Source organism: Candidatus Foliamicus sp., assembly GCF_965221325.1.
Classification (GTDB): Bacteria; Pseudomonadota; Gammaproteobacteria; order Steroidobacterales; family Foliamicaceae; genus Foliamicus.
Map to the genome: position 1 here is coordinate 1026496 of NZ_OZ244880.1, position 12227 is coordinate 1038722.

Genomic DNA, 12227 nt, shown 5'->3' on the forward strand with positions numbered 1-12227 from the left:
AGGGGCCTGGCCCCCACAATCATGCTGCCTGTTTCCCGATAGTGCCAGAGCTTCTGTTTTCCAAACTGCTCGCGCCCGGCGGCTGGCTTGAAGACGCGCTGGTCGCGTTCGACTCCCGAGGCCTCATCACCCAGGTCGTCTCCGAGGTTCGGCACTCCTCCGCGCGGCGCATTTCGGGGCTGGCCGTGCCCGGGATGCCCAATGCGCATTCCCACGCTCACCAGCGCTTGTTGGCAGGGCTGGCGGAATCCGGCCAGGCCAGCGACAGTTTTGCCCGCTGGCGCCAGCAGATGCACCGAATGTTGCAGGCAATCGACCCGGGCCGGTTTCAGGCGGTAGCGGCCTTGGCATACATGGAGATGCTCAAGAGCGGCTACACCTCGGTGGCGGAGTTTCACTACCTGCATCATGCTCCCGGCGGCTTGCCTTACGCGCAACCTGCGGAAATGGGCCAGCGTTGCATAGCCGCCGCGCAACAGTCCGGCATCGCACTGACCATCCTGCCAAGCCTGTATGCGCATGGCGGTTTCAACCAGGCTGCCGGGCCGCAGCAGTCGCGTTTTGCTTGCGGCGTGGATGCCTATCTGGACATTTTCAGCGCCTTGCACAAGGACACTTGCGGCGCGCCCGGAATGAATATCGGCTATGCCCCGCACTCTCTCCGAGCGGTCGATGAAACAATGATGCAGCGGGCGCTGGAAGGGGCGCGCGAAATAGCGCCGCAAGCGCCGGTTCATATCCACGTAGCCGAACAGAAATCCGAGGTAGAGGGCTGTCTGGCTTGGCGGCAGGCCCGCCCGCTGCAGTTTCTGCTGGATCGGATGGATGTCGATAGTTCCTGGCACCTGGTTCACGCCACCCACGCAAATGCGGTTGAACTGCGGGCCTTGGCGCGCTCCGGAGCGACCGTTGTCCTGTGTCCCACCACCGAAGCCAATCTCGGCGACGGCCTGTTCTCGATTCGCGCATGGCTGGACATGAACGGCAAAATCGCGATCGGGTCCGATAGCCAGATAACGATAAACCCCGCCGATGAGTTGCGCCTGCTGGAGTACGCGCAGCGGCTGCTACGCGAGTCGCGCAATGTGCTTGCCGCTCCCGGAAGTGCTTCCATCGGGCGCAGTCTGCTGGAAGGCGCGGCAGGCGGCGGAGCTGGAAGTCTGGCGCAACCCTGCGGGGCAGTGCAGGAGGGCTCGCGCGCCGATATCGTGGTGCTGGACGAAGATCATCCGGCGCTGGTGGCGCGGGACGGCGATCAGGCGCTGGATTCATGGATTTTCTCCGGTGGCGCGGCCTGCGTGCGCGATGTCTTTGTTGGTGGCAAACAGGTGGTCGAAAAAGGCCGGCATGTCAATGAGCAGGCTATTCTTGCACGCTACCGGGAGGCAGCCGAGTCGTTGTTGCAATGAGTGAAAGGGCGCAAATTGTGCTGGGCGTCGCGCCGCTGGGTATGTCTGAAATTCAGGCCGCGCTTAACGGCCCGCTGAGCATAAGACTGCAGCAAAGCGCCTGGGAGCGGGCGGAAGCCGGGCACCAGACCTTGCAGGCGGCGGTAGGCTCGAACACCGCGATTTACGGCGCCAACACCGGCTTCGGACGGTTGGCGCAAGAGCGCATAGAGCCAGAGGACCTGCGCGCCCTGCAATTGAATCTGGTGCGTTCGCACGCCGCCGGAGTGGGCGAGCCTCTGCCGCCGGAGGTGGTTCGCCTGGCCATGCTGTTGAAACTGAACAGTCTTGCTGCCGGTTACTCGGGAGTGGGCCGTGAATTATTGGAGCTTCTTGCGGGCTGCCTGAACGAAGACCTGCTGCCAGTAGTGCCTGCCCAGGGTTCGGTAGGCGCCTCCGGCGACCTTTCGCCGCTGGCGCATATCGCCCTGCTGCTGGTGGGACGCGGCGAGGCCATTTGCCAAGGGCGGAGTGTGCCGGGCGGCGAGGCGCTGCGCGCTGTCGGGCTCAAGCCGCTGAAGCTAGGTCCCAAAGAAGGCTTGGACCTGATAAACGGCACGCAAATTTCTACTGCGCTGGCGCTTCGCGGCTTGGTTCATGCGCGCCGCAACCTGCGCTCCGCAGTGGTGACCGGAGCACTCTCGACGGACGCATTTCAGGCCACCGATCTCTTCACCGACTCGCGTGTGCACCAGCTAAAGCCCCATCCTGGACAGACTGTGGTTGCCGCCACCCAGCAACGGCTGCTTGAAGGCAGTCAGATTCGGGATTCGCACCGGAATTGCAACCGGGTGCAGGATCCTTACTCTTTCCGGTGTCAGCCGCAAGTCATGGGCGCCTGCCTGGACCTCGTGGTCAATGCCGAACGGACGCTGCTTACAGAAGCCAATGCAGTGACCGAAAATCCGCTGGTGTTTTCCGGTGTCCCGCAGGTAGTACCGGGAGGCAATTTTCACGGCCAGGCAGTGGCATTCGCCGCCGATACGCTGGCGTTGGCAATAGCGGAAACCGGAGCGTTGGCGGAACGGCGCGTGGCCGCGCTGATTAATGGCGATTTAACGAACTTGCCGCCATTTCTGGCGTCGAACCCCGGGCTGAATTCGGGCTACATGCTGGCGCATGTGACGGCTGCGGCCTTGGCCAGCGAAAACAAGCAGCTCGCGACGCCTGCCAGTATCGACAGCATTCCGACATCGGCCAATCAGGAAGATCACGTGAGCATGTCCACCCATGCCGCGCGGCGGTTGAGCGCAATGAACGAAAACACCGCAAGCATCGTTGCGGTGGAGTTGCTGGCTGCCGCGGAAGGAGTGGACCTGTTCCGCCCGCTGCGCTCTTCCGAGGCGCTGGAACGGGTTCATGAGTTGCTGCGCCAGCAGGTGCCGACCCGTCAGGTTGACCGCGAGTTTGCACCCGACATCGCTGCCGCGCGCGCGCTGATCGATAGCGGCGCGCTGGCTGTCCTGGCGAACGGAATCTGAGCGTGGATATATCGCGGGGGGCGGGGAGCGAAGTCTATTCCTGCCAGCGAGGGGATAGTCCGCTGATTTTGTCGCTGCCGCACTCGGGTACGCGAATTCCCGAAGACTTCGCTGCGCGCATGACCTCGCAAGCCGCCAAGTTGCCAGACACGGACTGGCGCGTGGACGAGTTGTACGATTTCGCCGCCGGGATGGGTGCAACGGTGCTGAAGGCCAACTACAGCCGCTACGTGGTTGATTTGAACCGCCCGCCCGACAATGCCGATTCGCTATACCCTGGCCAGGCTGTGACCGGCTTTTGCCCACTTGAGTCGTTTGATGGCGGCGCAATATACAGGAAGGGTCGGAATCCCAGCGCAGCAGAGACTAGCCGGCGCCGCCGACTGTACTGGCAACCGTACCACGACCGTCTTCAGGCTGAACTGAAACGCGTCGCCGCCCGGCATGGTTTTGCGATCCTCTACGATTGTCATTCCATCGCCTCGCGAGTCCCGCGTTTTTTTGCGGGCCGCCTGCCGGACCTCAACCTGGGCACCAACCGAGGCATGAGTTGCGGCGCGAAGCTGCAGACCGAAGTGGAGCGCGCGCTGGCCGCAAGCAGTTTTGGATATGCAGTGAACGGGCGCTTTGTAGGCGGCTACATCACCCGCCACTACGGCCGCCCCCAGGCAAACCGCCATGCCTTGCAGATGGAGATCGGCCAGGACGCCTACATGGACGGCAACGGACCGAGCGCATACAACCTCGGCAAGGCGGCCGCCCTCAAGCATTGCCTGCAGCGCATACTCGAACTTCTGCTCAAGCATGCCTCGCATCATGCGCAGGACCGGGAGGGCGCACGCGCATGAGAAGAACAAAGCCCCCGACCAGCAACGCGAGGATGGCAAGCAGGCCGAGGCGCTGGCTGCCGGACAGCCAAGCCACCGCGCCCACGATGAACGGCCCCAGAATTGCGGCAAAGCGGCCCAACATATTGTAGAAGCCGAACATTTCAGCGGTTTTTTCGGGCGGTACCAGGCGCGCGTAAAAGGCGCGGCTCAGGCTCTGCACACCCCCTTGCGCCAACCCGATAAGCGCTGCCAATGCATAGAAGTGCCACGCCTGGTTGGCAAAGGTGGCCAGCAGGATCACGATGCAGTACACGCTTAGCGCGCCGTACAGGCAGGGCCGTGCTCCGAAACGCCGCCCGGCCACGCCGAATGCCAGAGTTGCGGGAAAACCCAGATAGTTGGTGACCAGAATAGCAGTCACCAGGTGCCTCGCTTCCAGCCCGATGGCGGCGCCGAAGTCCGTGGCCATGGTGATGATGGTGTAAACGCCGTCGATATACAGTCCGTATGCGGCCAGAAACAACCATGCATCGAACCCACCGTTTCGGAACTGTCGAGAAGGCGCTGCGCAGCCACCGCGCCCAGGGCGACAATAAGACGTGGCGCGATCAGCTCGATCTGGCGGTGTAGATACGGCAAACAGGCGGCGGATTCCTCCAGGCTGGGGTTGCGGTTGCCGGGCGGATGGCACTTCACCACGTTGGCGATATACACCGTGCTGCGATCCAGCTTCATGGCCCTGAGCATGTTGTCCAGAAGCTTGCCCGCGCGCCCCACAAACGGTTCGCCGCGCCGGTCTTCCTCCTCGCCCGGCCCCTCGCCTACGAACATCCAGTCGGCTTGCGGGTTGCCCACGCCAAACACGGTCTGCGCACGGCCGGCATGCAGCGGGCAGGCGGTGCAACCGGCTACCCTGACGCGCAAGGACTCCAGTTCCGGCGGGAGGGCGGCCAAGGCAGTCGAAGCTGCGGAGGAATTGGCGAGGGGCGGCGCAGAGGAACCCGAAGCAGCGGCGGCCGAGGCAGGCACCACAGGATTGTCCGAAGCGGTTTTGCCGGAGGGGGCCGAGAGCGCATTACCGGCTTGTGACACGGGATAGCCGGAATCTCCCGCAGCTGCTAGTGGCAACCACAGGCTGACGTCCATCAGCGCCAACAACTCGCGCGCCGGCGCACTGTATTCCTCCATTCCCCGACTCACAGCAAGAGGTTGTGTGCGTTATTCCGGCGCTCGAGCCGCTCTGCGGCGGCGGCGTTTGTCAGCGGCCCGCCACAACGCCAGAGTCGGACCGATACCCACATACACACCAAACAGCGTAAACAGCATGCGCGGCGCGTCCAGCGAGATCAGCGCGAAACAAAGCGGCACTGCCGCGAACTGGGTAAAGCGGATACGACGGTTGGCCGCCAGATGCTTGAAGCTAGGGTATGGAATGCGCAGGCACATCAATACCGCAGCTGACAAGGTAACCGCACTGGCCGCCGCCAACACCAGCCGGCCGGTCAATTCTCACTCATGCGCCAGCCACACCAGACCGGCCACCCAGCCGGCCGCCGCAGGACAAGGCAAGCCCTCGAAGTAGCTCTTGTCGTTGCTGCCTCCGCGCGCCGTAAACCGCGCTAATCGCATGGCCGTGCCGACAGCGAACAAGAAAGCGATCACCCAACCAATCTTGTCCCAGACCCAGCCATAGGCCCCCAGATGAGCCAGCCCCCACTGATACATCACTGCCGCCGGTCCCAGGCCGAAAGCCACCATGTCCGACAGCGAGTCGTACTGCCGTCCGAACTCGGTTTCGGTACCGGTGAGGCGGGCCACCCGTCCGTCCAGGGCGTCCAGAATCATGGCCACATAGAGCGCCACCGCGGCACGCTCGAAATTGCCATCTGGAGCTTGGTGATTGTTGCCCTGGATTACGCCCGCAATACCGAGGTACGCAATACTGTGGAACAGCTCTACGGGAGCTTGCAGGCGTAAGGCGCGCGCGTGCTGCTGGACGAACGAGACAGCAGCCCCGGCGTCAAGCTGGCGGACGCCGACCTGATCGGGATCCCGCACCGCTTGGTGGTCAGTGCGCGCGGGCTGAAGAAGAACACGGTCGAATACAAGCACCGGCGCGCCTCCGCCGCCGAAAACATAGGCGTGGCAGAGCCTGCCGAGACCCTACTCAAGCTTCTGGGCTCCTGACTGCCCAAGCCCGCCTTCAAAAAAGACAGTCGTTGGCCGAAAGGCGGCCAAACCGGCGTCTGACTGCGAGTGCCTCCGCGATGCGTGCCGGCGGAAGATCATGGGTCTCCATGCCACCCTGGTCGAGAATAGCCCAATCGCCGGGCGTGAACCCCAACAGTTCGGACTCGCGAATCGGCAGGGGCATGATGAACCGAAGAGGCAGACGGCACGGCGGTCGAAGAAGCCGTCCTTTTCGAAGGTCGATCAAGCACGAGGCATCATTGACGACAACGACGGGCATCAGCCATGTGGCCCCCGGATTTGGCGCTCTACGGACGAGAGCGGCCGATGCAAGAGCTGTGCCGCGCGCACCGGCGGGATCAACTGCTCTCCCGGTGCCCGCCAGACCAGACTCTCGAAACGCTGCGGCCGCCCGAAAGCACCGAAGCCGCGTAGTCGGGATTGGCCGACTTCAGTCGCAGCCGCGGGCGGACGGCTAGTTGAAATCGAATACCCGACCACCAATGCGCAGGGACTTGAGTGGCGTGATGGCCTCGATGTCTGCCGAGGCGAGCTCTTCGATTAGAGCATGCATCGAGTCCTCTGAATTTGTCGGATCGTATCCGCAGCTACTCCAACCTTCGGCGGTCTCGTGCAGACAATAGGGCGATATTTGAGTAACGCCTGAGTAGGGAAATGGGTAGGACCATAGCAATATCGCGATGTACTCGGGACGATCATCGTCATTGAGGTCGGTTCGAATAAGAATTTGAGGCATGCTGTCCTTGCTGCTATGTGGGTGGTCCCACAGTTCCGCCCAAAGGCCATCTGACACCGCAATGTTGTCCGGCCGCCTGATCATTGCCGCCTTCTGCTCCGCACTCCAGGCCAATTCCGGCTTTGGGAAACTCCCACCACGGAGTACATGGCGAAGTTGCCGCGCGTTTTCCGGATTGGTCTCGTCTAACTCAGCAAGCAGCGACTGCGTCCTCAAGTAGCCGGGCCGCGCGAGAAACAGTTCCACATAGCTATCATCGAACTGATAGAGGGGCGCCTCACCCGCCTCTATTCGACCGATATGGCTCCAAGCCGAAATGGCGCGAAAGTCGGCGAGTGGGGACGCGGTAAGCAGCAGCGACACGAGCACCACCCAAGACATGAATTTGTTGATTTGGGGCAGCCTGCCGTGCCAATCGGTGCGCTGCCTGATGATGGCATACACGTAGCCCAAGGAGAAACACGCCATGAGCAGGACGATCAGCAGTGGCCAGCAGCGGTGGATGGTCCAGCCATACTGCCCCACCCGCAGTGCAATGCCATAGCACGCCAGCGCCGACAGAATCGGAAGCAACGCGATGCCCACCGTCAACACCCGATGCATCCACACTGGATAGGGGATGCGCTCTCCGCTTCGATACACCGCGTTCAAGAACAGCAGACCAAAAAAATTGGCGGCCATCAAGATGGTGGTGGTGCCCAGCGGGTCAAAGACTAACCGCGCCATGATTTCGCTGAGCGGGGTGGCGCTGATCTCGTTGTCCCACAGCGGTTGCAAGCCCACAAGGGTGAGCGTTAACAAAAACAAGGCGACCGCGAACATCAGCAATGGCAGCAGCAGCCAAGCGAGGCGACCGAGGAACGAGGAGATGCTGTCGATGACCGCAGTGGCGTTGCGAAAGCTGCTCAGTCCGAACGCGAACACAGCGGCGAGCACCGGCCACAGAAACCACTCCTCCTGAAACAATTTATCGAAGAAGTCGATGCCTATGGCTTTGAACAGCGATTCCCACAGGTACAACACCAGCCAGAAAGCAAGCGTGAGCGCTGCCGAGAGCACAAGAGTCAGAAAATTACGCCACGAAAGCGTAAACAAGGTGTCGTAACTGCGCTCCATGCGCCAGACATGGGACTGTAGGTGGGGCAGCGCCACGAAGCTCACGACGAACATGGTCAACATTAAGACGAGCAAGGCAGAGAACCACAAGCTGGTCGAAGGAAATTCGACAAGGGGCGTCGCTTGCCAGCCGGTGTACAGCGCCAACAGAACGAGTAGCGCACAGAACCCGCTGACCCACGCGAGTGCTCGCAGTCGGTCCACGCGCCTGAAGCTGAGCATGAAGAGTATCGGCCATACCAGCACGAGCAGCCGGGCTGGAAAGTAGATCACCAGGTGGCTGGTCCGATTGTCGATTTCAGCCAATCCCGCGATGATGACGCCCTGAAGGATTCCGATGATGACAAACAAAGTCCGTTCAGGCACGCGCTCGAAAAACTCATTGATCGTCAGGCTTGCGGATTGTGCTGGTGCTTCGCTCATTGTGGGAATACCTCCAGTTGACGCGCACCGGCTTCCGACCACCCCAGTAACCGGCAATAGCGGTTGCAGAAGAAATGGCCGAAGTCGCGGTGTGCGGCTAGTTCAAATCGAATACTCGGTCGCCAACACGCAGGTGCTTGAAGGCTGGAGTAATGGTCTCAATGTCTGCCGCGGCAAGCTCTTCGATTAGAGCATCCATTGAGTGCTTCGAAGATTTCTCATCGGACCCGCAGCTACTCCAACCTTCATCGTCCCATTCCAGGCATCTGGCAACAATTGCTCTCTCCGCCCCCCGATCATAGAGCCAAATGGCAACATATTCAGGCTGCTCGTTGGCCTTCAGATCGGTTCGAACAAGAAACCGAGGCACAGGGTCCACGATTTGCGACATACTCCGTAATGAGGCCCAGACACTTTCGGGTACCGCAATAGAATCCGGGCGTAAGATGGTCGTCGCCTTCTGTTCCTCGCTCCAAGCCAACTTCGGCTTACGAACCCACCGCACCTCTTTGAACGCCGCTCGAAGTTCTTTCGCGTTGTCGGGATCGGACTCGTCAAGCCCGGCAAGCAGAGACTGTATCCTCAAGTAGCCGGGTCGCGCGAGATGCTGCCTCACATAGGGAACATCAAGTTGGTAGACAGTGGCCTCACCCGCCTCAATCGGAGCGAACTGGCTTGCGGCCGAGATGGCGCGGAAATTGAGGAGCGGAGACGCGGTGAGCAGCAGCGACGCAAGCACCACCCAAGACATGAACTTGTTGATTTGGGGCAGCCTGCCGTGCCAACCGGTACGCGCCCTGATCATGACGTACAAGTAGCCCAAGGAGAAACACGCCATGAGCAGAGCAATCAGCAGCGCCCAGCAGCGCTCTACGGTCCAGCCATACTGCCCCACCCGCAGGGCGATGCCATAGCACGCCAGCGCCGAAACGATCGGCAGCAACGCGATGCCCACCGTAAACACCCGATGCATCAGCATGGAATAAGGGATGCGCTCGCCGGTCTGATACACGGCATTCAGGAACAGCAGTCCAAAAAGGTTGGCGATCATCAAGATGGTGGTGCCGTTATCGGTGTCCCAGAGCGGTTGCAAACCCACAAAGGGGAGCGTTGATAGAAACGCGGCGATGATGAACAGCAGCAACGGCAGCAGCAGCCAAGTGAGGCGGACGAGGAGCGAGGAGATGCTGTCGATCACCGAAGTGGCGTCGCGAAAGCTGCTTAGTCCGAAAGCGAATACAGCGGCGAGCACCGGCCACAGAAACCACTCCTCTTCGAACAATTCATTGAAGAAATCGATACCAGTGGCTTCGAACAGCAAACCCCACAAGAACAGCACCAGCCGGAGAGAAAGCGTCAGGGCTGCGGAGAGCCCGACCGTGACGAAGTTGCGCCAAGACAGCGTAAAGAAGGTGTCGTAACTGCGCTCCATGCGCCACGCATAGGACTGCAGGTGGAACAAAGCCACAAAGTTCGCGAAGAAAATGGTCTGTATGAAGACAGCCTCGACGGTACCTTCAAAAAATTCGCCGTAAGGTGTCGCTTGCCAGCCGGTGTACAGCGCCAACAGGGCGAGAAGCGCACAGAACCCGCTGACCCACGCCAGTGCTCGCAGTCGGTCCGCGCGTCTGAAGCTGAGCATGAAGAGTAGCGGCCACGCCACGGCCAGCAGCCAGAGCGGAAAGTAGATTACCGGGCGCGTTTCGAGCCAGCTTTCGCTTTCAGTCAATCCCGCGACGATGACGCCCTGAAGGAATCCGATGAGGACAAACAACGTCCGTTCAGGCACGCGGTCGAAAAACTCTCTGATCATCAGACTTGCGGATTGTGCTGGTGCTTCACTCATTGTGCGGATACCTCCAGTTGACGCGCGCCGGCTTCCAGCCACCCCAGGCACAGGCGAACACCCTGAACCAAGTGATGGTTGTTAAACGTAGAAACGAACGACTCATTGCAGCCTCGCATCGGCCAAGAGCGCCGCGCGATCGCCGCCGCTGCGAGCGGGGATCGATAGCCCTACTCGACGATACGTTCCGCCATCACAGATCGAAAACCCAGTCTCCAATGCGCAGGTCTCTGGTGATTCCGGCTGGGACAACAGCTTCAATCTCCGCCTCGACAAGCTTCTCAAGAAGCTGATCCATGGGCTGTTCCGAATTGATGCGATGTGAGCCGCAACTACGCCAGAGGTCGTAGTCATCGTCCCACGTCAAGCATATGGCGAATATTGATCTCTCCGAGCCGCGATCGTAGAGCCAAACGGCAACATACTCGGGCTGCTCGTTGGCCTTCAGATCGGTTTGAATCAGCAACCGAGGCACCGGGTCCTCGATTTCCGACACACTCCGTACCGAGTTCCAGACACTTTCCGGTACCGCAATGGAATCCGGTCGGATGATGGTCGTCGCTTTCTGTTCCTCGCTCCAAGCCAACTTCAGTCTTCGAGCGCCCCTACCTTCTTTGTATGCGGTTCGAAGTTGTTGCGCGTCAAGGGGGTTGGTCGCGTCGAGCTCCGCCTGCAGCGACTGTATCCTCAAGTAACCGGGTCGCGCGAGATACTTCTTCACATAACGAGTATCGAGTTGGTAGACAGTCGCCTCGCCCGCTTCGACCGGAGCGAACTGGCTTGCGGCCGAAATGGCGCGGAAGTCGAGCAGTGGAGACGCGGTAAGCAGCAGCGACGCAAGCACCACCCAAGACATGAACTTGTTGACTTCGGGCAGCTTGCCGTGCCAATCGGTGCGCTGCCTGATGATGAGGTACAAGTAGCCCAAGGAGAAGCACGCCATGAGCAGGGCGATCAGCAGCGTCCAGCAGTGATCCACGGTCCAGCCGTCCTGCGCCACCTCCAGCGCAATGTCGTAGCACGCCAGTGCCGACAGGATGGGAAGCAACGCAATGCCCGCGGTCAGAATCCGATGCATCAGCATGGGATAGGGGATACGGTCTCCTGTTTGGTACACAGCGTTCACGAACAGCAACCCAAGCAAGTTGGCGGTCATCAAAATGGTGGTTCCGCTATCGGTGTCCACAAACGGGAGCGACAACAGGAACGCGGCGATAATGAACAGCAGCAAGGGCAGCAGCAGCCAGGTGAGGCGAGCCAGGAGCGAGGAAACGGTGTCGATCACCGAGCTGGCGTCTCGAAAGCTGCTCAGTCCGAACGCGAACACAGCGGTCAGCACTGGCGACGAGAACCATGCCTCGTCAAACAATTCTTCGAAGAAGTCGATGCCTATGGCTTCAAACAGCGATGCCCACAGAATCAAGATCAGCCAGAGGGCGAGAGTAAGCGCTGTGGAAAGCCCGTAAGTCACGAAATTCCGCCATGAAAGCGTGAAGAAGGTGTCGTAACTGCGCTCCATGCGCCACACATGGGATTGCAGGTGCAGCAGCGCTACGAAGCTTGCGACGAACATGGACAATCCGAAAACGCCCGCGACTGGCGCCGCATCGAATGCGCCGTGCGGCGTCGCTTGCCATCCGGTATACAGCGCGAGCGCGGCGAGCAGCGCACAGAACCCGCTGACCCACACGAGTGCTCGCAGTCGCTCTGTGCGTCTGAAGCTGAGCATGAAGAGTAGCGGCCACGCCGTGACCAGCTGCCAGATTGGAAAGTAGACCATGGGGCGCGCTTCGAGCCAATCTCCACTCTCAGCCAATCCTACGAAGATGAAGCCTTGAAGAAGTCCGATGAAGATGAACAACGCCCGTTCAGGCACGCGCTCGAAAAACTCTCTGATCGTCAGACTTGCGGATTGTGCTGGTGCTTCACTCATTGTGCGTATACCTCCAGTTGACGCGCGCCGGCTTCGAGCCATTCCAGGCACAGGCGAATATCCTGAACCAATTCATGGTCATTGAAATCATACATCCCCAAAACGCTTTGCAGCCGTTCATCGCGCGAAAGTGCCGCATCCTCGTGCAAATGCCCCTGCTCTCTCAGCCAAGCTTCAAATTGGTCGATCTTCTTGGTTTGGAA

12 protein-coding genes are annotated in these 12227 nt (G+C 60.5%); 4 read left to right on the forward strand and 8 right to left on the reverse strand.

Annotated elements, in window-relative coordinates:
* The first annotated feature begins 41 nt into the window (after nucleotides 1–41).
* Genes ACWCOO_RS04695 through hutG form a run of 3 tightly spaced genes read left to right on the forward strand, consistent with a single transcriptional unit; the run spans nucleotide 42 to nucleotide 3777 of the window.
* Nucleotides 42–1409 carry a formimidoylglutamate deiminase gene (locus tag ACWCOO_RS04695; protein ID WP_446831799.1) on the forward strand — a complete coding sequence of 456 codons (1368 nt, stop codon included), beginning with the start codon at nucleotides 42–44 and terminating at the stop codon, nucleotides 1407–1409.
* Nucleotides 1406–2929, forward strand: a complete 1524-nt coding sequence (gene hutH, locus ACWCOO_RS04700; protein WP_446831800.1) for a histidine ammonia-lyase — start codon at nucleotides 1406–1408, stop codon at nucleotides 2927–2929. The genes ACWCOO_RS04695 and hutH overlap by 4 nt, the downstream gene beginning before the upstream one ends.
* Before the next feature lie 2 nt (nucleotides 2930–2931).
* On the forward strand, nucleotides 2932–3777 hold the full coding sequence (hutG, locus tag ACWCOO_RS04705) for an N-formylglutamate deformylase (protein ID WP_446831801.1): 846 nt from the start codon (nucleotides 2932–2934) through the stop codon (nucleotides 3775–3777).
* Here the strand turns inward: hutG and ACWCOO_RS04710 are convergent.
* Genes ACWCOO_RS04710 through ACWCOO_RS04725 form a run of 4 tightly spaced genes read right to left on the reverse strand, consistent with a single transcriptional unit; the run spans nucleotide 3728 to nucleotide 5622 of the window.
* Nucleotides 3728–4282: an MFS transporter gene (locus tag ACWCOO_RS04710; RefSeq protein WP_446831802.1), complete on the reverse strand. Its 555-nt coding sequence runs from the start codon at nucleotides 4280–4282 to the stop codon at nucleotides 3728–3730. The genes hutG and ACWCOO_RS04710 overlap by 50 nt on opposite strands.
* Complete coding sequence (locus tag ACWCOO_RS04715; RefSeq protein ID WP_446831803.1) at nucleotides 4177–4959, reverse strand: uracil-DNA glycosylase; 783 nt, start codon at nucleotides 4957–4959, stop codon at nucleotides 4177–4179. The genes ACWCOO_RS04710 and ACWCOO_RS04715 overlap by 106 nt, the downstream gene beginning before the upstream one ends.
* A gap of 18 nt (nucleotides 4960–4977) precedes the next feature.
* A complete protein-coding gene (locus ACWCOO_RS04720; protein ID WP_446831804.1) occupies nucleotides 4978–5265 on the reverse strand; it encodes a hypothetical protein in 288 nt (95 codons plus the stop codon).
* 3 nt (nucleotides 5266–5268) lie between these two features.
* A complete protein-coding gene (locus ACWCOO_RS04725; protein ID WP_446831805.1) occupies nucleotides 5269–5622 on the reverse strand; it encodes a CDP-alcohol phosphatidyltransferase family protein in 354 nt (117 codons plus the stop codon).
* Between the two features lie 123 nt (nucleotides 5623–5745).
* On the opposite strand from ACWCOO_RS04725, the gene ACWCOO_RS04730 reads away from it, so the two are divergent.
* Entirely contained in the window at nucleotides 5746–5946 is a 201-nt protein-coding gene (locus tag ACWCOO_RS04730; RefSeq protein ID WP_446831806.1) for a His/Gly/Thr/Pro-type tRNA ligase C-terminal domain-containing protein, read from the forward strand.
* Nucleotides 5947–5962: 16 nt separating this feature from the next.
* Here the strand turns inward: ACWCOO_RS04730 and ACWCOO_RS04735 are convergent, their stop codons facing one another.
* From ACWCOO_RS04735 to ACWCOO_RS04750, 4 genes are all read right to left on the reverse strand, one after another.
* Nucleotides 5963–6133 (reverse strand): hypothetical protein, encoded by a 171-nt coding sequence (locus ACWCOO_RS04735; protein WP_446831807.1) that lies wholly within the window; start codon nucleotides 6131–6133, stop codon nucleotides 5963–5965.
* Nucleotides 6134–6424: 291 nt separating this feature from the next.
* Nucleotides 6425–8245: a DUF4153 domain-containing protein gene (locus ACWCOO_RS04740; RefSeq protein WP_446831808.1), complete on the reverse strand. Its 1821-nt coding sequence runs from the start codon at nucleotides 8243–8245 to the stop codon at nucleotides 6425–6427.
* Between the two features lie 97 nt (nucleotides 8246–8342).
* Nucleotides 8343–10091 carry a DUF4153 domain-containing protein gene (locus tag ACWCOO_RS04745; RefSeq protein WP_446831809.1) on the reverse strand — a complete coding sequence of 583 codons (1749 nt, stop codon included), beginning with the start codon at nucleotides 10089–10091 and terminating at the stop codon, nucleotides 8343–8345.
* A 193-nt stretch (nucleotides 10092–10284) separates the two neighbouring features.
* Nucleotides 10285–12024, reverse strand: coding sequence for a hypothetical protein (locus ACWCOO_RS04750; RefSeq protein ID WP_446831810.1), 1740 nt, complete (start codon nucleotides 12022–12024; stop codon nucleotides 10285–10287).
* Nucleotides 12025–12227: the final 203 nt, after the last annotated feature.